We start from the raw sequence: 23809 nt of genomic DNA, 5'->3' as shown, positions 1-23809 counted from the left end.
CGCGTCCTGCTACGCCATCAGAAGAAGCCCAGCGGCTGGGTGTCGTAGCTCACCAGCAGGTTCTTGGTCTGCTGGTAGTGGTCGAGCATCATCTTGTGGGTCTCGCGGCCCACGCCCGACTTCTTGTAGCCACCAAACGCCGCATGCGCCGGATACAGGTGATAGCAGTTGGTCCACACGCGCCCCGCCTTGATGGCGCGGCCCACGCGGTAGGCGCGGTTGATATCGCGCGTCCACAGGCCGGCACCCAGGCCGTACTCGGTGTCATTGGCGATCTGGACAGCCTGCGCCTCGTCCTTGAAGGTAGTGACGGCGATGACCGGGCCGAAGATCTCCTCCTGGAACACGCGCATGCTGTTGTTGCCCTTGAGCAGCGTCGGCTTGATGTAGTAGCCCTTGGACAGGTTGCCGGGCATCACCTCGACATCGCCGCCCACCAGGCATTCGGCGCCCTCTTCCTGCGCAATCTCCAGATAGCTGCGAATCTTGTAGAACTGCTGCTCGGAGGCCTGCGCACCGACCATGGTTTCGGTGTCCAGCGGGTCGCCGCGCTTGATGGCGGCCACCTTTGCCATCACCGCATCCATGAAGCGGCTGTAGATCGATTCCTGCACCAGCGCGCGCGACGGGCACGTGCACACCTCGCCCTGGTTGAAGAAGCCCAGCACCAGGCCTTCGGCCGCCTTCTCGATAAAGCTCGGCTCGGCCTGCATGATGTCTTCGAAGTAGATGTTGGGCGACTTGCCGCCCAGTTCCACCGTCGACGGGATGATGTTCTCGGCCGCGCACTTGAGAATGTGCGAGCCCACGGGGGTCGATCCCGTAAAGGCGATCTTGGCAATGCGCTTGCTGGTGGCCAGCGCCTCGCCGGCTTCCTTGCCGAAGCCGTGCACCACGTTCAGCACGCCCGGCGGCAGCAGGTCGCCGATCACTTCCATCAGCACGTTGATACCCAGCGGCGTTTGCTCGGCCGGCTTGAGCACGATGCAGTTGCCGGCAGCCAGCGCAGGGGCCACCTTCCACGCCGCCATCAGCAGCGGGAAATTCCACGGGATGATCTGCCCGACCACGCCCAGCGGCTCATGGATGTGGTACGCCACGGTGTGCTCGTTCAACTCCGCCGCCGAGCCTTCCTGCGCGCGGATGCAGCCGGCGAAGTAGCGGAAGTGGTCCACCGCCAGCGGGATGTCCGCGTTGAGCGTTTCCCGCACCGGCTTGCCGTTGTCCCACGTTTCGGTCACGGCCAGCAGTTCCAGGTTCTGCTCGATGCGGTCGGCAATCCTGAGCAGGATCAGCGAACGGTCCTGCACCGAGGTACGGCCCCAGGCGTCTGCGGCAGCGTGAGCGGCGTCGAGTGCAAGGTTCACGTCCTCGGCCGTCGAGCGCGGGAATTCGGCAATCACCTCACCGGTCACCGGCGTGGTGTTGGTGAAGTACTGGCCCTTGACCGGCGGCACGAACTCGCCGCCAATGAAGTTGCCGTAACGCGGTTTGAACGAAACGATGGCGCCGGCAGTGCCGGGATGGGCGTAACGCATGGACTGTCTCCTGATGGTGAGTGACGACCCCAGCGTTCTGGTCTGATCTGCGCTGGGTCCATGCGTCATCTGCAAAACCCGGGCCACCCCTTGCCGGTAACGGGTTCAGCGGGAATCAGGAAGGTACATCGCGCATTGCGGCCCGATGCGCCATGCCCATGGCGGCCCAAATGAGCACCCAAGGTGTTCCAGAATGGAACACAGGCTGTTGCAACGCTCAACGTCGGGAAACAGACTGGTTTGGGCCCGATACGTCCTTGCCCCGGGCTGAGTCCCGTATTGCGCGGGCTCAGCCCAATTTGTTTGCGGCGCCCAAGATCAAGGTTCGGCCGCAACTATCCGTGGATCAGTGCATTTCGCCCTTTAGGTGCATTTCGCCCTTCAGTTCGGCAAGCTCCAGATGCATGGAGCTGACTGCGTCCTTGACCCGATTGTTGAGGCTGTCGGCCTCACGGCAAGCGCGTTCCGCGCGATCACCAATCCGTTCGAGATCATCAACGCACTGACGGATTCTCCCCTCGTTCCGGGACGACATGACCTTCTTCGCGGACTTGCATTCCTTGTCGAGTTCGTCCATGCAGCTCATCAAGTCCTTCGGGATCGTTGAATCGGCGTGGACGGCCTTCGATGTTTCGCTGACCGTGTGTTGCAGATGAGTAAAGCGCTTCTGGATTTCACTGGCTTGTAACATGGTGCCCCCTTCTTGAGCATCCTTGCGGATGAGTTCAGGTTGCAGGTAATGGAGTGTGATCCGCTCCATTTCCAGTCTAGTCAGGATTGCCCGGTAACTGAAAAAGCCGCACTCGCATCCCGGGCGAAAATCGCGCAGGGTGATTTATCGGTCGTGCCAGGTCCCTTCACACGTGCATGCGGCGCTACGTTCCACCGGTTCTCAGCACATTCCCACAAGTCGCCACCGCGATACACAGGACGCGCCCCGTCCACTTACCGGGGCTTCACGATGACGCTACACGCTCACCTTTGCCACGCGTTGCCAGCCAGCAGAGTATGGAGCCCGCGCACACCATCGCCGCGCCCTTCCAGAATGCGAACGACAGCGGCGCATGCAGTAACGCGGCGGCCAGCGCGGCCGATACCACCGGGATGAAGTACGACGCGCCAGCCAGCACGGTCATGTTGCCTTGCAGGATGCCGACGTTCCACGCCGCGTAGCCGAAGCCCATGGCGCATGCGGCGAGCACCAGATAGATGACGCCCGTCAGGCTGAAGGCCATCGCCTCACCGCCCGTGAACAGGTACTTCCCCCAGAGCGCCAGCGCCGTAAGCATGAAGAACAGCGTGACGGCATTCTTGCCCTGGGCGAACCGGCTTGTCACCGTGCAGTAGCCCGCCCAGATCACGGCGCCAGCAAAGGCCAGGCCATAGCTCAGTGGGTTGTCCTGGATATTGCGGCCCATGCTCGGCATGTCCAGACCCTGATCGCCACCAAGCACCGAGGAGATTCCCAGGATGCCAACCATGCCCCCCGGCACGATCAGCCAGTTGGCTCGCTGCCTGTTGAACGCGATGGCGGCCAGCATCGTGAAGGTCGGCCAGAGATAGTTGACCATGCCCACCTCGATGGCCTGCCTGCCACTATTGGCGTAACCGATGGACAGCGACAGGCACAGCTCGTAGGAAACGAACAGCAGGCTTCCCCAGACCAGGTAAGGCCGCGGCAGCACCCGCGTACGCGGCGGGCCAACGGTCAGCCAGAGCAGGACGGACGCGACCGTGTAGATCAGGGCGGCCCCACCCGTAGCGCCGAAACTCTGACTGACGCCGCGGATCAGGCCGACAATCGAGCTCCACAAAAGGACCGCGACAAGCCCGATCAGGGTTGCCTGTTTTCTGCTTCGCGTGACTGCCATTTGCCTGGAACCGTCTGTATGAACTGGAGAGACGGGATTCTACTAGGCCTGCCCGCTTCCAATCCGCCAAGATCGCCATGGCGTGTTTCGGGTCTTCCACGTATTCCGCGCCGCGGAAGCCCCGTGCCATGATGACGGCGCAGATGCTAGGCTGCACGCACCCTTCAACATGGACGTGACCATGACCACCACGACGCCCCCGACCTTCGAGACGCTCCAGTACGCCGTGCACGACGGCATCGCCACGATCACGTTGCACCGGCCCGAGAAGATGAACGCATTCACGCACCAGATGTGTGAAGACCTGATCGCCGCGTTCGATGCGACCGACGCCGACGACAATGTTCGCGCTGTGGTTGTGACGGGCAGCGGCCGCGCCTTCTGCGCCGGGGCCGACCTTTCCAGCGGCGGTTCCACTTTCGACTACGAGAAGCGCTACGGTTCCACCGGCGTGAAGCGCGACGGCGGCGGTCGCGTCGTGCTACGCATCTTCCGCAGCCTCAAGCCGGTCATCGGCGCCGTGAACGGCGCGGCAGTTGGCGTCGGTGTCACCATGCAGTTGCCAATGGACATCCGTATCGCTTCGACCGACGCCAAGTTTGGCCTTGTGTTTGCGCGGCGCGGCATCACGCCGGAGGCCGCTTCGTCATGGTTCCTGTCGCGCGTCGTGGGCATTTCAACAGCCCTTGAGTGGTGTTTTTCGGGTCGCGTGTTCAGCGCGCAGGAAGCGCACGAGCGTGGACTCGTGCGCTCGCTCCATGCGCCCGAGGATCTGCTCCCGGCGGCCTATGCCATCGCCAGGGAGATTGCCGATAACGCTGCCCCCGTATCGGTCGCCATGGCGCGCCAGATGATCTGGCGCATGGCAGGTGCGGCTCATCCCATGGACGCGCACAAGCTGGACAGCCGCGCGATCCAGTCGCGCGGCCAGTCGGACGATGCCAGGGAAGGCATCGCAAGTTTCCTTGAAAAGCGTCCCGCGCATTTCCCGAATCGCGTATCAGACCAGATGCCGGACTTCTTCGATTGGCAAGGGGAGCCGGATTTCGAGTAGGCAAGCCCATGATCGCTACAGGACAGCGGCAGAGCTTGCCTACGGGCTGTTCAAGACGATGCGAGGCGGTTCTGGCCAGACGCGGGCCAGTTTCTGCCTGGCGTCAGCCGAGTGCTTCGCGGACAAAATCCAGCCGGTCCTGGCCGAAGAACATCTCGTGCCCGACAAACATCGTCGGCGCACCGAACACACCGCGTTGCAGCGCTTCGTCGGTATTGGCCTTCAGCGCTGCCTTGATCTCCGGGTCGCTCACCCACTGCTCCACCTGCGCCGGATCAAAGCCGCCACGTTCGAGTGTCCGCGCAACAAGGTCCGCGTCATTGAGATTGAGCGATTCCACCCAAAGCGCCTGGAATACCGCCGACAGGTAGTTGTCCAGCCGCTCCGGCTGGCGCACCTGCACGCCGACCGCCGCACGCATCAGCGTCAACGTCAGGATCGGAAAATGCGGGTTCGAAGCGAATGGCACACCATAGCGGCGCGCGAATCGCGCCAGGTCGTGCGACACATAGCGGCCCTTCGCCGGGATTGTCGCGGGAGAAGCATTGCCAGTGGCCTGAAACACACCACCAAGCAACATGGGCTTGTAGACCAGACTGGCTCCCGCCTGTTCGCATATCCCCGGGAGCTGCGTCCACGCCAGATAGGATGCCGGACTTCCCACATCGAAAAAGAACTCCACCGCCTTCGTCATGCCTCCTCCTTTTACTTAACGATCGTTTGGTTAACGGACACTATGCTATGGTTGGTTCAATGTCAACTGCCCGCTCAATGCCATGCGCTATACCCGTACCCACAAGGAGGAAACCCGCAAGAAGCTTCTTGACGCTAGCAGTGCGATCGCCAAGAAGGGAGGCTTCTCATCGACCGGCGTGGATGCATTGATGTCGTCCATCGGCCTGACCGGCGGCGCCTTCTACAGCCACTTCCAGTCCAAGCAGGAGTTGTTCGGGGCCATCGTCGAACAGGAAATGCAGAAGAGCTGCGACATGATGGCCGGGCATCGAGAGTCCCCCGAAAACCACGTGGCGAAGTGCGTGCGTGACTATCTGAGTACTTTCCATGCGGTGACGCCAGAGGTTGGCTGCATTCTGCCGACCCTGGGCGCGGAGATCGCACGTGCCGTGCCAGCAGTACGGCAGGCGGTGGAGCAAGCCCTGAAGCAGACCCAGCAAAGCTGGAGCGCGCGAACCGGAGACGCCGACGCCGCGTGGGCACTGATCGCGCAGCTGGTTGGCGCGCTGGTGGTGGCCCGCACTGTCGAAAGCGAAAAGACCCGCAAGGAAATCCTGGCCGCCAGCCGCCGCTTTCTCGCCAAGACCATACCGCTGGCCGCCAGCGGCAAGGACTGATCGACCCTCCACGTGCGGCTGCTTGACACCTTCCCACTGCTGGCTTAACGTTCGTTTACCAAACGATCGTTAATTAATGGAGACAGCATGACCTCAACTTCCGCGCAACCCAAAGTGGCCCTGGTTATTGGTGCCGGCGACTCCACCGGCGGTGCCATCGCAAGACGATTCGCCAGAGAGGGCTATATTGCCTGCGTCACCCGCCGCACCGCAGACAAGCTCCAGCCGCTTGTCGACAGCATCCGCAGCGAAGGCGGACAGGCTTACGGCTACAGTAGCGATGCGCGCAAGGAAGAAGCCGTGGCGGACCTGTTCGAACAGATCGAATCGGAGCACGGCCCGATCGAAGTACTTGTCTTCAACATCGGCGCCAACGTTCCATGCAGCGTTCTGGAAGAAACGCCGCGCAAGTACTTCAAGATCTGGGAGATGGCCTGCTTCAGCGGCTTTCTCAATGCGCAGGCCGCGGCAAGGCGGATGGTGGCGCGCGGTCGCGGCACCATCCTGTTCACAGGCGCAACTGCAGCGCTACGGGGCGCCGCCAACTTTGCCGCGTTCGCCGGGGCCAAGCATGCCCTGCGCGCACTGGCGCAAAGCATGGCGCGCGAACTAGGGCCGCAGAACATCCACGTCGCTCATGTGGTGGTGGACGGCGCCATCGATACCGCGTTCATCCGCGACACATTCCCGGAACGCTACGCGCTCAAGGCGCAAGACGGCATCCTGAATCCCGACCACATCGCCAACAACTACTGGTACCTGCATACGCAGCCACGCGATGCCTGGACGTTCGAACTCGATCTGCGTCCTTACATGGAACGGTGGTAATCAGCGCGTTGGGCGAACGTGGAATAGCGATCAGTCATGGCCGTCGGGCTCAAAGAAAGTGACCTCGGCGGGCTGTCCATGAGACGCTCAGGACACTCGACCCTGTCGAGGTTCTGCCCGTGACCGGGACCTGGACATGGAGGTTCTCGCTGCAGGTGCTCGGGGTTGTATCAGCTCCCGTATAATCCGCCGTTCATCACGAGGCTGGACACAATGGGCTTTGAACAACTGGCAGCATTGAAGGCAAAACTGACCGAACAGGCAAAGAGCGAGGCACGGGCAAAGACACCCCGCCCCCGCAAGGCGCCTGCCGAACAGGCAAAGAGCGAGTCGCGGGCAAAGACGCCCCGCCCCCGCCAGGCGCCTGCATCCAATCCGGCGACGCGTGTCGACCCGGTCGTTCACACGATTGGCAAGCTGCAAAAGCAATTTCCGAAAGCTTTTCCAAAGAATCCTGCGCCCAAGGTGCCGCTAAAGATCGGCATCTTCGAGGATCTGCTGACTCACGCCAAGTCACTCTCCCTGACCGAGGCCGAGCTGCGCGACGCAATCCGGACCTGGTGCCGTGGCGCACGTTACTGGGCGTGCCTGACCGAGGGTGCCCAGCGCGTGGACCTTGCCGGCCAGGAAGTCGGATCTGTCACAGAGGCCGATGCACGGCGAGGTCAACAGCTCCGCGCTGGCCGGGCAAAACCTGCGGCCGCGCCATCCAAGGACACGGCGCCCGACACCAAGGACGCGGCGCCCGACGCATAGGCAACCTGCGACACGTTTAGCAAGGCGCCGCGCGAAGCGCGCGGCGCTGCGTCATGCGTCCGCGTGCCCCTGGCGCCGCAGGACGACATGCGTGGCCTTCTCCGACGCCACGGATTCGACGCATTCGTACCCCAGAGCCCGCAGGTCAACACCTTCGAACAGCGATTCTCCCCGGCCAAGCAGCACCGGCGCGATAGCAATGTGCAGTTCATCGATGAGGCCCTCTCGAAGATACTGCCGGATTGTGTTCGCCCCGCCGCCGATCCGCACGTCCATACCGGCAGCGGCCTCGCGTGCGCGATCAAGCGCCTCGCGAATGCCACCTGTTACGAAGTGGAACGTCGTGCCGCCCTCCATCTCGATTGAGGGACGAGCATGATGGGTCAGGACGAAGGCTGGAACGTGATACGGTGGACTATCTCCCCACCAGCCTTTCCAGTTCATGTCCGGCCACTCCCCACGAATGGGCCCGAACATGTTCCGCCCAAGAATCCAGGCTCCAACATTCTGAAAGCCACGGGCGGCGAAATCATCGTCAACCCCGGTCGTACCGCCGTCCTTGCCAAACAAGGTCCGCTGGAACGTGCGTGTTGGGACTAGCCACTGGTGCAGTTCCGTCCCGCCAACGCCGAGCGGATTGTCGATGTCCTGATTCGGACCAGCTCCATATCCGTCGAGCGAGATGGTGAAGCCATTAACGCGAACTCGTGCCATCGTTTGCCTCCATGAAGACGCGTGACCCGGTGCCCATCTTCTGCATGACGTTGCAGGGTATGGATGTGGACAGGGACTCGGACGCTGGTTGCATGCCATCGCGATCAACACGAGCAGCCCAACGCGCTCACGAACGTCCGGTGCGCGATATTGTGCGCCTCCACCTGAGACGCTAAAACGATGTCGCGGGGGCTCCGTGGGGGATTTTTGGGGGCGACGGCGGAATTATATGTGATTCTTTGTGCGCGAATGCGCGATCGAATCAGAGACACGAATACCCGTCAGGCCTTGTGGGGCAAGCGTTTGTGGGTGATTGTGGGGTGATGCGGGGAAGTGCTTGAAAGGTAACTTGGTGCGAGGGAGGGGACTCGAACCCCTACACCATTGCTGGCGTCAGGACCTAAACCTGGTGCGTCTACCAATTTCGCCACCCTCGCGGTCCCTGGTCGGTGTTCGACAAAGCAAAAAAGGCGGCTGGAACTGCCCGCCTTTTATTGCTTGTGGCGACTGAGCGCCGGAACACCGTTCGTGCCGCTGGCGCAACTTCTGCCTGCGGCGCAATGAGGAAGCGGATTGTAACGCAAGGCGGCAGCCAATGGAAGCGCCCGAGGGTCAGTGCTCCGCTGTGGCCAGCGCCCGCAGCCCTGCCACCGCCGGGGGCGCGTCACGGCGAGACAGCACAACCGCCCGCGTTGTCGCGCCCGCGTCGGACAGCGGGATAAAGCGAATCCCTTCTGGTGCAAACCACTGCATCGATTCGGGGACCACGGCCACGCCGAACCCTGCCGCGACCAGCGACAGCTGTGAAAGCTTGCGAGAGACCGCACCGGCCGCGATCGGGTAGAAGCCGCTTGTCTGGCAGAGTTGCGCCACGCGGTAGCTGAGCCCGCCGCGCTCCGGGTGCGGCAGTGATACGAAAGGGACATCACGCAGCGCATGCAGCGCCAACGATTGCTGCCGCGCCAGCGGATGATTCATGCCGATGGCGACAACCAGCCGTTCCTCATGCAGGGGGTCGATCCGGATATTCGGGTAGCGCCGCAGGACCGGCTCGCGGGCCAGCCCAAGGTCCGCACGGCCCTCCTCGATATCGACCGACTGCTGCTCCGACGAAGCCTGCGCAATTTCGAAGCGCACGGCCGGATGCTGCGTCTGCCAGTGCTGCAGCCACGCGCAAAGCTGCGGGGTCAGCACCACCGAACTTGAATGCAGCAGGCGCAGCCCGCCTTCTCCTCCGCGTTGCACGTTGCGGGCCTGTGTAGCCGCATCCGCCAGCTCTGAAAGAATGCGCCGCGCCGAATCGTAGAACGCCTGGCCGGCGGCCGTGGGCTCCACGTGTCGGGGCTTGCGCAGCAGCAGTTCAACCTGCAGCACGGCTTCCAAGTCCCGAATCTGCCGGCTCAGCGCGGACTGGGCGATGAACAGCCGTTCGGCGGCCAGGCTGAAACTGCCCGAATCGACGATTTCGACAAAGTAGCGCAACTGCTTCAGGGATGGCGTCATGGGCGTGAGTGTGCCACGAGCCCTAGCGTCGAGATACGTCGAGATGCTGGAGCGCGCCTGCGGCTGCCATGCCGATTTGCGATGGCAACGCGCTGCAATTGCGATCGATTGGCAGGCCCGTGGGCGCTAGGCTGATCGTTCCTCCAATCGCCGTTCCACCCGCCTGACTGATAGACCCTTGATGGACCTTTGATGGACCTTTGATGGACCTTTCCACCCTGCTTCCCGCCACCACGCTGCCGGCCTACGCAGCCATGAGCGCCGCGCTGGTCGTTGCCTATGTGATCTTTGGCATCGCCGGATTCGGCACTGCGCTGGTGGCCGCCCCGGTGCTGGCCTACGTGATGCCGGTGACACAGATCGTGCCGCTGCTGGCGCTGATGGACTGCTCGGCCGCGCTGCTGAATCTCGCGCGGGACGGTCACGCCGCAGATCGCGCCGAGTTGCGGCGGCTCGTGCCATGTCTGCTGGCAGGTAGCCTGATCGGCGCCGCGCTGTTGCTGCGCCTGCGTGCAGACTTGCTGCCGCCCGTGCTGGGCGCCTTTGTCACTGCGTACGCGTTCTGGTCGCTGCTTGGCAGGCGACCTGCCGCGCAACTCGCCCCGGCTGCCGCCGTGCCGTTCGGGCTTGTCGGCGGCATCTGTTCGGCGATGTTCGGCAGCGGCGGCTTTCTGTATGCGATCTACCTGTCGAGCCGGCTCGACAAGGACGCCATGCGCGTCACGCAGTCCACGCTGATTGGATTGTCTACGCTGACCCGGCTGGTGCTGTTTCTGCTGGCGGGCGTCTACGCGGGCGCCGCGCTGCCGAAGCTGGCCGTGGCGCTGGCGCCGGCCATGATGCTCGGCCTGTGGGCCGGGCGCAGGATCACGCTGCGCATGTCGCGCGAGCAGTTCCTGCGGGCAGTCAATGTGATCGTGCTGTTCTCGGGCGCCGCGCTGGTCTTGCGCGCGTGGCTGGCCTGACCGGGATACCATGCTGGCGTCGCGGGCCACGGCAGGGCCCGCGTCACATGGAGATTCCCGTATGTACATGATCTACTGGACCGAGGCCACCGCCGATGGTCTGTCCCCACACGCGCAGTCGTTCCAGGGCGATTCCCTCAAGGACGCGCTGCAGTTTGCCGAAGCACTGCGCCGACGGCAGTTTGCGGGCGAGCCGGTGAGCTTCGTGACGCTGTGCTCGGAAAACCCGAACGCGGTGGGCAAGCCGGGAGCCGCAGACCCACCGCCGGACTACGAGTGGAAGAAGCGCAGGCCGTAGATACCCAGTAGTTGCCCGCCGCACGCGCGATGGCGCGCGAGTTCATCCAGCCAGCACGCCCGGCCCGCCCTCTGGCGGCCTGACGCGGAACCACGCCGCGTACAGCGCGGGCAGGAACAGCAACGTCAGCACCGTGGCAATGATCAGCCCGCCCATGATGGCCACTGCCATCGGCCCCCAGAAGGTCGAGCGGGACAACGGAATCATGGCGAGTACCGCAGTGGCAGCCGTCAGCAGGATCGGCCGGCAGCGGCGCACGGCCGATTCGACGATGGCGTGCCACGCCGGCATGCCGGCCTTGATGTCCTGTTCGATCTGATCGACCAGGATCACCGAGTTGCGGATGATCATGCCAAGCAGCGCCGTGATGCCAAGCTGCGCGACGAAGCCCATTGGCGCATGCAACAGCAGCAGCGTGGCGGCCGCGCCAATCAGGCCAAGCGGCCCGGTCAGGAACACCATCACGGTGCGCGAGAAGCTGTGGAGTTGCAGCATCAGCAGCGTGAAGATCAGGAAAATGCACAGCGGCAGCTGCGCGGCGATGGACGCGCCGGCCTTGCCGCTTTCCTCCTGCGCACCAGAAATCATGATGCGGTACCCCGGGGGCAGGCTCGCGCGGATCGGTTCGAGCTTCGGATCGATTTGCGCGGTCACGGTAGGCCCCTGAATGCCATCGACGATATCGGATTGCACCGTGATGCCGAAGTCGCGGTTCTCGCGCCAGATCACGCCGGGCTCCGATTTCAGGGTCACGCGCGCCACCTGCGTCAGCGGCACGGCACGGCCAGTGCTGGTTGGCACAAGCACGTTGTTCAGGTCCGACATCGTGTCGCGCTCGGTCTTCGGCGTGCGCATGACGATGTCGATCAGTTTGTCCGCATCGCGATACTGGCCCACCGGCACGCCAGTCAGCACGGCCTGGGTGGCGCGGGCGATCGCGTTGGTGGTTACGCCAAGCGCGCGCGCCTTGTCCTGGTCGAGTTCGAGCCGCAGCATCTTCACGTTCTCGTTCCAGTTGTCGTTGACGCCGACCGTGTTCGGATTGGCCGTCATGATGGCGCGCACCTGATCGGCCGCACGGCGCACCCCGGCCGCATCGGGACCGATTACGCGGAACTGCACCGGATAGGGCACAGGAGGCCCGTTCGGCAGCAGCTTCACGCGGCCACGCAACTGCGGAAACTCGGATGCCAGTACCTGCTCGACGCGCTTGCGCAGCGCATCGCGCGCCCTCACCTCTCCCCCGACCGGCATCACGATGACCTGGGCCACGTTGGACTGCGGAAAGATCTGGTCCAGCGGCAGATAGAAGCGCGGGGCGCCGGTGCCGACGAACGTGGTCAGGCTTTCCACTTCCTTGTCACGCCGCATCGCCGCCTCAAAGCGCTTCGCCTCGGCTTCCGTCTGCGCGAAGCTCGTGCCTTCCGGCATCCAGAGCTCCACCATCAGTTCCGGGCGGCTCGAATCGGGGAAGAACTGCTTCTCGACGAACTTGAAGGCAAACAGGCCCAGCGCAAACGCCGCCAGCGTGATGGCGATGACCGTCTTGCGCCACGTCACGCACCAGTTCACCAGCGCACGGAATCGCGCATAGAACGGCGTATCGAAAACCTCGTGGTGCCCCCCGTCGCTCGCTCGGGTCTTGAGCAGCAGATAGCCCAGATAGGGCGTGAAATAGACCGCGGCCAGCCAGGACAGCACCAGCGCCAGTGCGGTGACGGCGAAGATCGCAAACGTGTACTCGCCAACGGTCGACCTCGCCAGCCCTACGGGCAGGAAACCCGCCGCAGTGATCAGCGTGCCGGTCAGCATCGGCATCGCCGTGGACGTGTACGCAAAGGTGGCCGCTTCCATCTTCGAGAGGCCTTCTTCGAGCTTGCGCACCATCATCTCGACGGCGATGATCGCGTCGTCCACCAGCAGGCCCAGCGCAATGATCAGCGCACCGAGCGATATCTTGTGCAGGCCGATGCCGAAGATGTTCATGAACAGGAACGTCACGGCCAGCACCAACGGAATCGTCAGCGCCACAACCAGCCCGGGCCTCACATCCAGGCGCAGTGGCCGGGTATGCAGGCCGAGCGAGACAAAGCTCACGCCCAGCACGATCACCACGGCCTCGATCAGCACGCGCACGAATTCGCCCACCGAGCGCTTCACGGCTTGCGGCTGATCCTGGACCTGATCCAGTTCAATGCCCACCGGCAACTGGTTGCGCAGGCCGCCAGTCACGCGGCGCAGTTCCTGGCCAAGCGCGATGATGTCGCCGCCCTTCTCCATTGAAATGCCAAGGCCGATCACGTCCTTGCCATTGAAGCGCATGCGGCTCACCGGCGGATCGACGTAGCCGCGATATACATGCGCGATATTGCCAAGGCGGATATTGGCGATGCCGTTCGGCCCCCGCAGCACCAGGTTCTGCAGATCCCCCACGCCGCCAAGCTGCCCGGTGATGCGCACCTGCAGGTTGTCGGTCGGCGTCACCAGCACGCCACTGCCCGTGGGGTTGTTCTGCTCGGCGATCTGGTTGGCAATCGCGTTGATATCCAGGCCAAGCTGCGCAAAGCGCGCCTGGTTGAACTCGATGTAAAGCTTCTCGTCCTGCAGTCCGAGCAGCGTGACCTTGGCCACGGCGGGGATGCGCAGCAGTTCCTGCCGCACAAGGTCCGCGTACTCGCGCAGTTCCTTGTAGGTAAAGCCGTCGGCTGACAGCGCGTATATGGATCCGTAGACGTCGCCGAACTCGTCATTGAAGAATGGCCCACGCACGCCCTGCGGCAGCGTTTGCTGGATGTCGGCGATCTTCTTGCGCACCGTGTACCAGATCTGGGCGGTGTCCTTTGCTGGCGCATTGTCGGCAAGCTGGAAGATCACCGTGGTTTCGCCGGGTTTCGAGAAGCTGCGGATCTTGTCCGCGTATGGCACTTCCTGAAGCTGCCGCTCGATCTTGTCGGTGACCTGCACGGCGATCTGTTCGGCTGTTGCGCCAGGCCACAGGGCCTGCACCACCATCACGCGAAACGTGAACGGCGGATCTTCATCCTGCCCAAGCCGGAAAAACGCCAGCAGGCCGCCGATCAGCAGCACGACCAGCAGATAGCGCGTCAGCGGCTGGTGCTCGAGCGCCCAGCGCGACAAATTGAACCGGGAATGTTCCATGCGCCGCCCTCAGCCCAGGCGGCTTTCCAGGGCGGCCAGCGGCGCACCCGGATTCGACGCCGGCTGGGCTGGCGCAACGCTCTGCATCGGTTTGACCTTCTGGCCCGGCTTGAGCAGGTGCACGCCCGCGGTAACGATGGTCTGGCCCGGCGTCAGCCCCTGCCGGACTTCGATCAGATTGCCGTCGGCCTGGCCAAGCGTGACCGGCACCGGCTTGACCGTACCTCCACCACCTTTTCCGCCCGGCTCTGCCTGATAGACCCAGACCTGGTTGTTGCCGCGATCCTGCAGCAGGGCCGTCAGCGGGATGCGAATTGCCGCGCTGTCGCCGTTGCGCATGAACGTGACCACGGCGGTCTGGCCCAGGCGCAGGTCGGCGGGCGGATTCGGCACGGATACGCGCGTCGGATAGGTCCGCGTAACCGGATCGGCAGCCGCAGAAATCTCGCGCACGCGCCCTGGCAGTGCACGGTCCGGCTCCGACCACGTGCGGATCGACACTTCGGACACGCCGCGCAACATGTCTACCTGATCCTCCGGCAGGCCGATCGCCACCTCCTTCTCGGCGGTTTGCGCCACACGGATCACGGGCTGGCCGGGTGTGACGACCTGACCGACCTCGGTATCGATGGCCGTCACCACGCCGTCGGCATCAGCGGTCAGCACGGCATAGGCGGTCTGGTTCGACTGGTTGCGCAGATTGGCCTGCGCCTGCTCCAGCTTCGATGCGGCGGAATCGTAGGTAGCCTGGCGGCGACGCTGCTCGGCCGCGCTGATGAAGCCCTTGGCCGCAAGCTCGTTGTAGCGCTTGAGGTCCGACAGGGCGAGATCCCGGTCGGTCTTGGCCGCATCAAACAGGGCACGCGCGCCGGTTTCGGCCAGCGCCAGATCGGTTGGGTCGAGCCGCGCGAGTGGCTGCCCCTTGCGCACCGTGGCGCCTACATCCACCAGCCGGGCGGCAATCTTGCCGCCCACACGGAACCCAAGGCGCGATTCCACACGCGGCCGCACCTCGCCCGAGAACTCGAACGCCGTCTTGCCAGCCGCGGGGCTCAACTGCATCAGTCTTACGGGCCGCACGTATTCCGCAGGCTCGGCCTGCTTGCCGCAGCCTGCCAGCGTCACCAACGCGGACAGCGCGAGCACCACCAGCGCTGCCGCGGCTGGCTTCCTGCGGCAATCGCGCCGCTGCCCGGACTTCGGCAGCGGCGGAAGGACTTCAATGTCTACGGCCGCAACTTCCGGCCTGGCGTAAGGCACTGGCATGGACAAGCGAGTTCGAATCGGTGGAACGGATGCAGCCGGCAGCCACCTGCCCGCCGGGCAAGCAACTATCTGGAATGCGACTTCGGGATAACTTTCGAGTGCTTCGGCGAGCACCCGAGGAGCTAAGAGGGAAATAAATAACTAGCCGGTCAGTAATATAGCGATCGACCTTGAGTGCGTCAAACGCCGGATGACGAATGGACATATCTCGCGACGAATACCGCACCAGCGGGCGCCACATGCCGCCACATCGCACCCGACGGCGCCGGCAAAATGCGTCCGATGTTACAATTCGCGGCTTTGGCGCCGCCCCCGCCGCCCCACATTCAAAGAGATTGGCGTGACGCCCGATCAGTATTGCCAGGACAAGGCCGCCCAAAGCGGCTCCAGCTTCTACTACAGCAGCCTGCTCCTTTCCCCCGAACGCCGCCGCGCCCTGACCGCCCTGCAAGCATGGCGCCTGGAACTCGACGCCATCATCGATGACAGTCATGACGCCGGGCTGGCCCACCAGCGCCTGGACTGGTGGCGCGCCGAGTTGCGGCGCCTCTATGACGGCAGCGCATCGCACCCCGTCTGTCAGGCGCTGCAACCGCACCTTGGCCAACTACCGCAGACCGAAATGGCCGAAGTGCTCGATGGCACGGAGATGGATCTGGCGCAATCGCGCTACCTCGACGAGATCGGGCTGGCCCGCTATTGCCGCGCCACGGGCGGCACGCTTGCCAAGCTGGCGGCGCGCGTGCTTGGCTTCTCCGATCCGCGCACGCTCGAATCCGCCGAGAAGCTTGGGCTGTCCATGCAGCGGGTTCGAATCCTGCGCGAAGTTGGCAAGGACGCGCGCAACGGACGCATCTATATTCCCGTCGATACGCTGCAGCGCTTCGAGGTGCCCGCCGCAGACATCCTGCAATCACGCCATTCGGAGCGATTCGTCGCCCTGATGCGCGAGCAGGCCGCACAGGCGCGGGATCTGTACCGCGAGGCGCTGGCCCTGCTGCCCCGACCGGACCGACGCCCCCAGCGTGCCAGCCTCGCGTTCGCGGCGATCCAGCACGCGCTGCTTGACGAAATCGAGGCCAGCGAATTCCAGGTCCTGAGCCAGCGCATTGCGCTGACGCCGATGCGCAAGCTCTGGATCGCCTGGAAGACCTGGCTGAAGAACGGTTGAACCTCACTGCTTTCCTGTCGCTAAAGCCATGACCACCGCTGCATCATCCCTCGGCCAGTTGATCCTCGATCGTGCCGATGCGCTTGCCCGTTTCTCGGACATGGAGGGCGGCCTGACCTGCGCCTTCCTGACACCGGCCCATCGCCAGGCGCAGGCCCAACTGGCGCGATGGATGGAAGACGCCGGCATGACGGTGCGCATCGACGCCATCGGCAACGTGATTGGCCGCTACGCCGCCGATCCGGCGGTGGCCGATCCCCGGGTGCTGATGACGGGATCGCACTTCGACACGGTGCGCAACGGCGGCCGATATGACGGCCGTCTAGGCATCCTGTTGCCGATCGCCGTGGTCGGCGCCTTGCGCGATGCCGGCATCCGCCTGCCCTATCACTTCGACGTGGTCGGTTTTGCCGAGGAGGAAGGCCTGCGTTTCAAGACCAGCTTCCTGGCCAGCAGCGTGCTGGCGGGCCGCTTCGACCCCGCCTTGCTCGACCGCTCGGACGCCGACGGCGTGACGATGCGTGCGGCATTGGCCGAATCCGGCCTGCCGGGCTCGGGCAGCCTGGACGCACTGCGCGCGGCGGCCGTCGATCCATCGGCACTGGCCGGATTTGTCGAAGTCCATATCGAACAGGGCCCGGTGCTGCTGCACCGCGAACTGCCGCTCGGCATCGTGACGCAGATTGCCGGCAGCAGCCGCTTCCAGGTGCAGGTGGAAGGACTTGCCAGCCACGCCGGCACCACGCCGATGGGCATGCGCCGCGATGCCGCGACCGGCGCTGCGGAGATGATCCTGCTGGTGGAATCGCGTTGCGCGCAGGTACCGACACTGGTCGGCACGGTCGGCCAACTGCAGGTGCCGAACGGGTCGAGCAACGTCATTCCGGCCGCGTGTACGTTCTCGATGGACATCCGCGCGGGCGAGGACGGCATTCGTGAAGCCGCAATCGCAGATATCCTCACCGGCATCGAGCAGATCGCCGCGAAGCGCGGCCTGCAAGCCACTGTGGAGCGCGTGACGCCGGTCAACAATGCGCCGTGCGCCCGCTGGCTGATGGATCAGTTCGGCGCGGTGCTGAAGAAGCGCGGACAGGAAGTGTTCGAACTGCCGTCAGGCGCAGGCCATGACGCGATGATGATGCAGCGGATCACCGACGTGGCCATGCTGTTCGTGCGCTGCGGCAACGGCGGCATCAGCCACAATCCGCTGGAGACCATCACCGAGGAAGACGCCCAGCAGGCCGCCGAAGTCTTTGTCGACTTCCTGCGGCATTTCCGGGTGAAGGACTGGAGTACTGAAGTACTGAAGTACTGAAGCAGCAACGTACGGCAACGCCAGAATCAACCGAAGCGGCTTCCTAGCCGCCCTGGTACATCTCGCGGCTGAGATCGTAGAGATTCTTGCGCAGTGTCTTGCGTTCGTCGGGAGACAGCTTGGGATTGCCGCCTCGCTGGCCCTGACGCGTGGCGCGTTCGGCCATGTCCCGTTCGGACTCGGCCTTGTCGCCACGGCGGGCAGACGAACGGCCGCGTTCCGCCGACGGGGTGCTGCCGCCCTGGCCAGCCGCGGATGGCTGGGCCTTCGAAGAGTGAAGCAGATGCGCCATTCCCGCCGACTGGGCTTGCGCCGCGCAGGGCGCGACCGAGAGCAGCAGGGTCAGCCCGGCCAGACAGACTGCTCGCGCGTACGCCGCGTGATGCAGGGTATGCCCGTGCCGGTTTAGCTTCACTTTCATTGGATAATGGCAGTTTCGACGGTCATCCACCTGCCGGCCACCCGCCTCGCCTTATGCTGGAGACGGGAAGGCTGTGGTGCCAGTGCCGTCGACAAGGATCGTGGAATGCCCGTGGTGTCCGTTTCCGGATAGCGCCGAAAATCGGTATCAGGAATACGGTTTGCGGAGTGTAAATGCACAAAAGGTGCACGCCGCCATACCACGGGGTAAAGTATGTAACGTTTTGTTAAGCCATTTTGAGCGAAAGCGATAATCGCTAAGATACCGCCATGGAAAATACCAGCCACAAGATTCTCGTCGTGGACGACGACCCGCGCCTGCGCGACCTGCTGCGCCGCTATCTAGGCGAGCAGGGCTTCACGGTCCTCGTGGCGGAGAACGCCACAGCCATGAACAAGCTCTGGCTGCGCGAACGCTTCGACCTGCTCGTGCTGGACCTGATGATGCCGGGCGAAGACGGCCTTTCCATCTGCCGTCGCCTGCGCGGGGCCAACGACCAGACGCCGATCATCATGCTCACCGCCAAGGGTGAGGATGTGGACCGCATCGTCGGCCTGGAAATGGGTGCCGACGACTATCTGCCCAAGCCTTTCAACCCGCGCGAGCTGATTGCGCGGATTCACGCCGTGCTGCGCCGCAAGGGCCCTGCCGAAGTACCGGGCGCCCCGTCGGAAACGCCGGAAACGTTCGCGTTTGGCGACTTCGTTCTCAACCTGGCCACCCGCACGCTGACCAAGAACGACGAGGAAATCACGCTCACCACGGGCGAGTTCTCGGTGCTCAAGGTTTTTGCGCGCCATCCGCGCCAGCCGCTGTCGCGCGAGAAGCTCATGGAAATGGCACGCGGCCGCGAATACGAAGTCTTCGACCGCAGCCTGGACGTGCAGATCTCTCGCCTGCGCAAGCTGATCGAGCCCGATCCGGGCAACCCGCGCTTCATCCAGACGGTCTGGGGCCTGGGTTATGTCTTCATCCCTGATGGCGTGAAGTAATCCCGGTCGGCACAGCAGCATCGTGGCGACCGCTCTCGGCCGTACCGCAACGCGGTTCTTTGGTTCGCTGTTCTGGCGAACCTTCATGCTTATCGCCCTGTTGCTGGCGATCTCGCTGGGCATCTGGTTCCAGAGCTACCGGCTCTTCGAACGCGCACCGCGCGCCCAGCAGATCGCCATGCAGGTCGTCAGCGTGGTCAAGCTCACCCGCGCTGCCCTGCTCTATTCTGACCCGGCACGCCGCCGGTTCCTGCTGCTCGACCTCGTCCAGAACGAAGGCATCAAGGTTTATCCGCGCGAGAAGGACGACGATTTCGCTGCGCCAACCGCCAACCCGTTCCTGACGCAACTGGTTCAGCAGGAAATCCGCAGCCGGCTGGGCGAGGACACCGTTATCGCCACCACCGTCAACGATATTCCCGGCGTGTGGGTCAGCTTCGAGATCGAAGGCGATGACTACTGGGTGGCCATCAGTCCGGAACGTTTCGAACGCGTGCCCGGCATCCAGTGGCTGTGGTGGAGTATTGCCGCGCTGCTGCTGTCGATCATTGGCGCGGCCTTCATCACCGCGCGCGTCAACTATCCGCTCAAGCGGCTGGCCAATGCCGCCCGCCAGATCGGCACCGGGGGCGATCCGCCGCCGCTGCGCGAACAGGGTGCCAGCGAAGTGGCACAGGCCAACCGCAGCTTCAACCAGATGGTGCGCGACCTGCGCCAGCTTGACGACGATCGCGTGGTCATGCTGGCCGGCATTTCTCACGACCTGCGCACACCGCTCACACGCCTGCGGCTGGAGACCGAGATGTCGCCGGTGGACAACACCACGCGCGACGCCATGATCACCGACATCGAGCAGATGGACGCGATCATCGGCCAGTTCCTGAACTACGCGCGCCCCGGGCAGGAAGTGGTGGAACCGGTAGACCTGTCGGCACTCGTGCAGGAGTCCGTCGGCGTCTACGCGGCGCATGACGACGTGCGCGTGCACGTGCGGTCCAACGGCCCGGTGATGGCCGTGGCCAACCGCATGGAGATCCAGCGCATTCTGGATAACCTCGTCGAAAACGCGCGACGCTATGCCAAGGACGAGGAGACCGGCATGGCCGACGTGGAGATTTCCACGCGCGTGGATGACAAGGAAGCCGTTCTGACCGTGGCCGACAACGGTGCGGGCGTACCGAACGAGGAATTGTCGCTGTTGACACGGCCGTTCTACCGCCTCGACGTCGCGCGCAGCGAGGCCAAGGGTGCCGGCCTTGGCATGTCCATCGTCAATCGCATCTTGCAGCGCAACGGCGGCCGGCTAGTCCTGGCCAATCGCCCTCCCCCCCGGTCCGGACTGGTTGTCAGCGCCTTCTTCAGGCGAGCCTGAGCCCCCCTGTCACGAGAAATGGCGGCGAATGTCTTCGATGCGCCGCATTGACAGGTTTTCGACAGCATTTGATAGGGTTTTGTAAGCTCGTTGACAGGCGTTTGACAGCGACTCGGCGCACACTGCGGCCCATTGACAGGTTCCGATGCATACCGTTGCATCCCCAGCCATGGCGCACCTGCCGCAGTCCCCAATCGCCCTGGCTGATCAAACCGAAAAACATGCCGCCGGCCCCACCGGCGGTGATCGAGAGACAGCCATGCCCAGCAGCACTACCCACTCACAGCACGGATTCCGGACCGTGTTCCGCGTTGTCAGCGGCAACTTCCTGGAAATGTATGACTTCATGGTGTACGGCTTCTACGCCGCCGCCATCGCGCATGCATTCTTTCCTTCGGACAATGAATTTGCATCGCTGATGCTGTCGCTGGCCACGTTTGGGGCCGGCTTCCTGATGCGGCCGCTTGGCGCGATCGTCCTCGGTGCGTATATCGACCACCACGGCCGACGCAAGGGCCTGATCGTGACGCTGCTGCTGATGGCGCTCGGCACGCTGCTGATCGCACTGGTGCCCGGTTACGCCACGATAGGCGTAGCCGCTCCGCTGCTGGTGCTGTTCGGGCGCCTGCTGCAAGGCTTCTCCGCCGGCGTGGAACTGGGCGGTGTCTCGGTCTATCTGTCCGAGATCGCCAAGCCCGGCAAGAAAGGCTTCTACGTGGCGTGGCAATCGGCCAGCCAGCAGGTTGCCGTGATCTTTGCGGGCCTGCTCGGCGTGATCCTTCACGCAACGCTGGCACCGGCACAGATGGATAGCTGGGGCTGGCGCGTGCCATTCCTGATCGGCTGCCTGATCGTGCCGTTCCTGTTCCTGATCCGCCGTTCGCTCGAGGAAACCGAGGAATTCCGTGCGCGCAAGCATCGCCCAAGCGTCAACGAGATCTACCGCTCGATGCTGGACAACTGGGGCATCATCATCGCCGGCTGCCTGATGGTGGTGATGACCACGGTGTCGTTCTACATGATCACGGCCTACACGCCGACCTTCGGCAAGACCGTGCTCAAGCTCGATGACGTGGACAACCTGATTGTCACGATGTGCGTGGGCCTGTCGAACTTCATCTGGCTGCCGCTGATGGGCGCCTTGTCCGACCGCATCGGCCGCAAGCCGCTGCTGGTGTTCTTCACGCTGGCCACGCTGCTGACCGCCTACCCGGCCGTATCCTGGCTGGTGGCCGCACCGTCGTTCGAACGCCTGTTGATGGTGGAACTGTGGCTGTCGTTCCTGTATGGCAGCTATAACGGCGCGATGGTCGTCACGCTGACCGAAGTCATGCCGCCCGCCGTGCGCACCGCCGGCTTCTCGCTGGCCTACAGCCTAGCGACGGCACTGTTCGGCGGCTTCACGCCGGCGATCTCGACCTACCTGATCCACGCAACCGGCAACAAGGCCGCGCCCGGTCTGTGGCTGATGTTCGCCGCCGCCTGCGGACTGGTGGCCACGCTGATCATCTTCCGCACCCGCCGCGAGCAGTCCGCCCTCACGCCTGCCTGATCGCGCAGCGCCGACGTTGCACGCCGCCTTCATGCGCCTGCTGCCCCGCGTAGCAGCCATGCGTGAAGGCGGCGTGATCAATTTCAGATTCCTCTGAAAATTTCCCTTTCCGGCCGTCATGCGCGGTCGTGCATGGCATACTTCCCCGCTGCCTCGTCTCGCCCCAGCCAAAGGCTGGTGCTACCTATCGGCCCGTTTGAGAATATCAATTGGCCGCCACGCCTCTGACGACGCATAATCGGCACTTTGTTGCATTTGCGCCAGTGGCGTTTCCATTGCATCAAGGAAATGCACTGTGCACAAAGCGCACCCCACTCTGCTCAACCGCATCAGGAGAAGTTCATGAAGACCGTTGGTGACAAGCTCGAAGCCTTCCACATCGTTGGTGTCAAGCCTGGTTTCAACAACCACGAAGAGAACGGCCAGTCGGCTTTCGAAGACATCACCGAGAAGTCGTTCGAAGGCAAGTGGAAGGTCATCTACTTCTACCCGAAGGATTTCACGTTCGTGTGCCCGACCGAAATCGTGGCCTTCGCCAAGCTGAATGGCGATTTCGCCGATCGTGACGCGATCGTGCTGGGCGGCTCGACCGACAACGAGTTCGTGAAGCTGGCATGGCGTCGTGAACACAAGGACCTGAACAAGCTGAACCAATGGCAATTCGCCGATGTGACCGGTTCGCTGATGGACCAGCTGGGCGTGCGTGACAAGGCCGCTGGCGTGGCCCTGCGCGCCACGTTCATCGTCGATCCGGACAACACGATCCAGCACGTGTCGGTGAACAACCTGAACGTTGGCCGTAACCCGGAAGAAGTCCTGCGTATCCTGGACGGTCTGCAAACGGACGAACTGTGCCCGTGCAACCGCGCTGTCGGCGGCGCCACGCTGTAATTGGCCCCTGCCTGCCAGAACGCCTCAAGCGATCCGGCACTACACGTGGAAGGGCCCGCGCTCTTCCACGCCGAAACCCGCTATGTGCGGGTTTTTTGAGCCCCGTTCGATAGGAGAAATAAATGGAATTCCTCAGCACGATTAAAGGCCTCATCCCCGACTACGCCAAGGACATCCGCCTGAACGTGGACGGCACGATTGCGCGCTCGTCGCTGGAAGGCAATGACGCCGTTGGCGTGGCACTGGCCGCAGCCTTCGCCGCCAAGAGCAAGGTGATCGTCGACACCATTCGCAACGCGAACGTGCTGTCGCCCGAGGAAGTGAATGGCGCGCTGACGGCCGCGGCCCTGATGGGCATGAACAACATCTGGTATCCGTATGTCGAGATGGCAGAGGACCCGGACCTGGCCAGCCAGCCCGCGGGGCTGCGCATGAACGCGTACGCCACACATGGTGGCGTGGACAAGCGCCGGTTCGAGATGTACGCGCTGGCCGCATCGATCGTCGGCAAGTGCCACTTCTGCGTGAAGTCCCACTATGAATTGCTCAAGAACGAGCAAGGCATGAGCGCACAGCAATTGCGTGACGTGGGCCGCATTGCCGCAGTGATCGGCGCCGCCGCGAATGTGATCGCCGCAGAATAAGAGAAGTACGAAACTGAGCATGCCGGCCGCGCCTTTCGGCGTTGCGCCGGCCGTGCGCATGGCACGCATGCGATACGCGCGGCCTTCACGAGGATGTCATGGTCCCCACCGATGCATTTGTGCATCGGACGGCCTACAATCCACTTC

At 63.6% G+C, this 23809-nt stretch carries 22 protein-coding genes and 1 tRNA gene; 13 read left to right on the top strand and 10 right to left on the bottom strand.

Features of this window, described 5'->3' with window-relative positions:
- Positions 1-17: 17 nt before the first annotated feature.
- The 3 genes from B552_RS0107660 to yddG form a co-directional block, all read right to left on the bottom strand.
- Positions 18-1538, bottom strand: a complete 1521-nt coding sequence (locus B552_RS0107660; RefSeq protein ID WP_019448416.1) for an aldehyde dehydrogenase family protein — start codon at positions 1536-1538, stop codon at positions 18-20.
- A 346-nt stretch (positions 1539-1884) separates the two neighbouring features.
- Entirely contained in the window at positions 1885-2229 is a 345-nt protein-coding gene (locus B552_RS0107655) for a hypothetical protein (RefSeq protein WP_026035428.1), read from the bottom strand.
- A gap of 265 nt (positions 2230-2494) precedes the next feature.
- Positions 2495-3409, bottom strand: coding sequence for an aromatic amino acid DMT transporter YddG (yddG, locus tag B552_RS0107650; RefSeq protein ID WP_026035427.1), 915 nt, complete (start codon positions 3407-3409; stop codon positions 2495-2497).
- A 181-nt stretch (positions 3410-3590) separates the two neighbouring features.
- Between yddG and B552_RS0107645 the strand changes: the two genes are divergently transcribed.
- On the top strand, positions 3591-4463 hold the full coding sequence (locus tag B552_RS0107645) for a crotonase/enoyl-CoA hydratase family protein (protein WP_026035426.1): 873 nt from the start codon (positions 3591-3593) through the stop codon (positions 4461-4463).
- A 103-nt stretch (positions 4464-4566) separates the two neighbouring features.
- Here B552_RS0107645 and B552_RS0107640 read toward each other — a convergent pair whose 3' ends face one another.
- On the bottom strand, positions 4567-5157 hold the full coding sequence (locus B552_RS0107640; RefSeq protein WP_019448412.1) for a 2-hydroxychromene-2-carboxylate isomerase: 591 nt from the start codon (positions 5155-5157) through the stop codon (positions 4567-4569).
- An 82-nt stretch (positions 5158-5239) separates the two neighbouring features.
- Between B552_RS0107640 and B552_RS0107635 the strand changes: the two genes are divergently transcribed.
- The 3 genes from B552_RS0107635 to B552_RS0107625 all read left to right on the top strand — a co-directional run bounded on the left by B552_RS0107635 (position 5240) and on the right by B552_RS0107625 (position 7399).
- On the top strand, positions 5240-5815 hold the full coding sequence (locus B552_RS0107635) for a TetR/AcrR family transcriptional regulator (RefSeq protein ID WP_019448411.1): 576 nt from the start codon (positions 5240-5242) through the stop codon (positions 5813-5815).
- Positions 5816-5902: 87 nt separating this feature from the next.
- Positions 5903-6643 (top strand): SDR family oxidoreductase, encoded by a 741-nt coding sequence (locus B552_RS0107630; protein WP_019448410.1) that lies wholly within the window; start codon positions 5903-5905, stop codon positions 6641-6643.
- Positions 6644-6856: 213 nt separating this feature from the next.
- Positions 6857-7399, top strand: coding sequence for a ProQ/FinO family protein (locus tag B552_RS0107625; RefSeq protein WP_019448409.1), 543 nt, complete (start codon positions 6857-6859; stop codon positions 7397-7399).
- A gap of 51 nt (positions 7400-7450) precedes the next feature.
- Here B552_RS0107625 and B552_RS0107620 read toward each other — a convergent pair whose 3' ends face one another.
- From B552_RS0107620 to B552_RS0107610, 3 genes are all read right to left on the bottom strand, one after another.
- Positions 7451-8113, bottom strand: a complete 663-nt coding sequence (locus B552_RS0107620; protein WP_019448408.1) for a dihydrofolate reductase family protein — start codon at positions 8111-8113, stop codon at positions 7451-7453.
- A 350-nt stretch (positions 8114-8463) separates the two neighbouring features.
- A tRNA-Leu gene (locus B552_RS0107615) sits at positions 8464-8550 on the bottom strand.
- Positions 8551-8725: 175 nt separating this feature from the next.
- Positions 8726-9616: a LysR family transcriptional regulator gene (locus tag B552_RS0107610; protein WP_019448407.1), complete on the bottom strand. Its 891-nt coding sequence runs from the start codon at positions 9614-9616 to the stop codon at positions 8726-8728.
- Positions 9617-9819: 203 nt separating this feature from the next.
- Here B552_RS0107610 and B552_RS0107605 point away from each other — a divergent pair, with 203 nt between their 5' ends.
- Positions 9820-10581, top strand: a complete 762-nt coding sequence (locus tag B552_RS0107605; RefSeq protein ID WP_019448406.1) for a sulfite exporter TauE/SafE family protein — start codon at positions 9820-9822, stop codon at positions 10579-10581.
- A 61-nt stretch (positions 10582-10642) separates the two neighbouring features.
- The gene (locus B552_RS0107600) at positions 10643-10879 is read left to right on the top strand and encodes a hypothetical protein (RefSeq protein ID WP_019448405.1); all 237 of its coding nucleotides are present in this window, start codon (positions 10643-10645) and stop codon (positions 10877-10879) included.
- A gap of 42 nt (positions 10880-10921) precedes the next feature.
- Here B552_RS0107600 and B552_RS0107595 read toward each other — a convergent pair whose 3' ends face one another.
- Complete coding sequence (locus B552_RS0107595) at positions 10922-14038, bottom strand: efflux RND transporter permease subunit (protein WP_019448404.1); 3117 nt, start codon at positions 14036-14038, stop codon at positions 10922-10924.
- Positions 14039-14047: 9 nt separating this feature from the next.
- Complete coding sequence (locus tag B552_RS0107590) at positions 14048-15304, bottom strand: efflux RND transporter periplasmic adaptor subunit (protein WP_019448403.1); 1257 nt, start codon at positions 15302-15304, stop codon at positions 14048-14050.
- 340 nt (positions 15305-15644) lie between these two features.
- Here B552_RS0107590 and hpnD point away from each other — a divergent pair, with 340 nt between their 5' ends.
- Together hpnD and B552_RS0107580 are read left to right on the top strand one after the other, a co-directional pair.
- Entirely contained in the window at positions 15645-16475 is an 831-nt protein-coding gene (hpnD, locus tag B552_RS0107585; RefSeq protein ID WP_019448402.1) for a presqualene diphosphate synthase HpnD, read from the top strand.
- 28 nt (positions 16476-16503) lie between these two features.
- Positions 16504-17790 carry a Zn-dependent hydrolase gene (locus B552_RS0107580; protein WP_019448401.1) on the top strand — a complete coding sequence of 429 codons (1287 nt, stop codon included), beginning with the start codon at positions 16504-16506 and terminating at the stop codon, positions 17788-17790.
- 43 nt (positions 17791-17833) lie between these two features.
- Here B552_RS0107580 and B552_RS0107575 read toward each other — a convergent pair whose 3' ends face one another.
- On the bottom strand, positions 17834-18211 hold the full coding sequence (locus B552_RS0107575; RefSeq protein ID WP_019448400.1) for a hypothetical protein: 378 nt from the start codon (positions 18209-18211) through the stop codon (positions 17834-17836).
- Between the two features lie 269 nt (positions 18212-18480).
- Between B552_RS0107575 and ompR the strand changes: the two genes are divergently transcribed.
- The 5 genes from ompR to B552_RS0107550 all read left to right on the top strand — a co-directional run bounded on the left by ompR (position 18481) and on the right by B552_RS0107550 (position 23662).
- On the top strand, positions 18481-19203 hold the full coding sequence (ompR, locus tag B552_RS0107570; protein ID WP_006576352.1) for a two-component system response regulator OmpR: 723 nt from the start codon (positions 18481-18483) through the stop codon (positions 19201-19203).
- Positions 19204-19225: 22 nt separating this feature from the next.
- Complete coding sequence (locus B552_RS0107565) at positions 19226-20575, top strand: ATP-binding protein (RefSeq protein ID WP_035879537.1); 1350 nt, start codon at positions 19226-19228, stop codon at positions 20573-20575.
- Between the two features lie 259 nt (positions 20576-20834).
- The gene (locus B552_RS0107560; protein WP_026035423.1) at positions 20835-22127 is read left to right on the top strand and encodes an MFS transporter; all 1293 of its coding nucleotides are present in this window, start codon (positions 20835-20837) and stop codon (positions 22125-22127) included.
- A 342-nt stretch (positions 22128-22469) separates the two neighbouring features.
- Entirely contained in the window at positions 22470-23018 is a 549-nt protein-coding gene (locus tag B552_RS0107555; protein WP_019448397.1) for a peroxiredoxin, read from the top strand.
- A 122-nt stretch (positions 23019-23140) separates the two neighbouring features.
- Positions 23141-23662: a carboxymuconolactone decarboxylase family protein gene (locus B552_RS0107550; RefSeq protein WP_019448396.1), complete on the top strand. Its 522-nt coding sequence runs from the start codon at positions 23141-23143 to the stop codon at positions 23660-23662.
- Positions 23663-23809 lie beyond the last annotated feature (147 nt).

This window comes from Cupriavidus sp. BIS7, assembly GCF_000292345.1.
GTDB lineage: Bacteria > Pseudomonadota > Gammaproteobacteria > Burkholderiales > Burkholderiaceae > Cupriavidus.
This window is presented reverse-complemented; position numbering and strand designations above follow the sequence as displayed.

Coding starts and splice junctions, on each gene's coding strand:
- B552_RS0107660 (WP_019448416.1), bottom strand. CDS start 1,538: ATGCGTTACGCCCATCCCGGCACTGCCGGCGCCATCGTTTCGTTCAAA.
- B552_RS0107655 (WP_026035428.1), bottom strand. CDS start 2,229: ATGTTACAAGCCAGTGAAATCCAGAAGCGCTTTACTCATCTGCAACAC.
- yddG (WP_026035427.1), bottom strand. CDS start 3,409: ATGGCAGTCACGCGAAGCAGAAAACAGGCAACCCTGATCGGGCTTGTC.
- B552_RS0107645 (WP_026035426.1), top strand. CDS start 3,591: ATGACCACCACGACGCCCCCGACCTTCGAGACGCTCCAGTACGCCGTG.
- B552_RS0107640 (WP_019448412.1), bottom strand. CDS start 5,157: ATGACGAAGGCGGTGGAGTTCTTTTTCGATGTGGGAAGTCCGGCATCC.
- B552_RS0107635 (WP_019448411.1), top strand. CDS start 5,240: ATGCGCTATACCCGTACCCACAAGGAGGAAACCCGCAAGAAGCTTCTT.
- B552_RS0107630 (WP_019448410.1), top strand. CDS start 5,903: ATGACCTCAACTTCCGCGCAACCCAAAGTGGCCCTGGTTATTGGTGCC.
- B552_RS0107625 (WP_019448409.1), top strand. CDS start 6,857: ATGGGCTTTGAACAACTGGCAGCATTGAAGGCAAAACTGACCGAACAG.
- B552_RS0107620 (WP_019448408.1), bottom strand. CDS start 8,113: ATGGCACGAGTTCGCGTTAATGGCTTCACCATCTCGCTCGACGGATAT.
- B552_RS0107610 (WP_019448407.1), bottom strand. CDS start 9,616: ATGACGCCATCCCTGAAGCAGTTGCGCTACTTTGTCGAAATCGTCGAT.
- B552_RS0107605 (WP_019448406.1), top strand. CDS start 9,820: ATGGACCTTTCCACCCTGCTTCCCGCCACCACGCTGCCGGCCTACGCA.
- B552_RS0107600 (WP_019448405.1), top strand. CDS start 10,643: ATGTACATGATCTACTGGACCGAGGCCACCGCCGATGGTCTGTCCCCA.
- B552_RS0107595 (WP_019448404.1), bottom strand. CDS start 14,038: ATGGAACATTCCCGGTTCAATTTGTCGCGCTGGGCGCTCGAGCACCAG.
- B552_RS0107590 (WP_019448403.1), bottom strand. CDS start 15,304: ATGCCAGTGCCTTACGCCAGGCCGGAAGTTGCGGCCGTAGACATTGAA.
- B552_RS0107580 (WP_019448401.1), top strand. CDS start 16,504: ATGACCACCGCTGCATCATCCCTCGGCCAGTTGATCCTCGATCGTGCC.
- B552_RS0107575 (WP_019448400.1), bottom strand. CDS start 18,211: ATGAAAGTGAAGCTAAACCGGCACGGGCATACCCTGCATCACGCGGCG.
- ompR (WP_006576352.1), top strand. CDS start 18,481: ATGGAAAATACCAGCCACAAGATTCTCGTCGTGGACGACGACCCGCGC.
- B552_RS0107560 (WP_026035423.1), top strand. CDS start 20,835: ATGCCCAGCAGCACTACCCACTCACAGCACGGATTCCGGACCGTGTTC.
- B552_RS0107555 (WP_019448397.1), top strand. CDS start 22,470: ATGAAGACCGTTGGTGACAAGCTCGAAGCCTTCCACATCGTTGGTGTC.
- B552_RS0107550 (WP_019448396.1), top strand. CDS start 23,141: ATGGAATTCCTCAGCACGATTAAAGGCCTCATCCCCGACTACGCCAAG.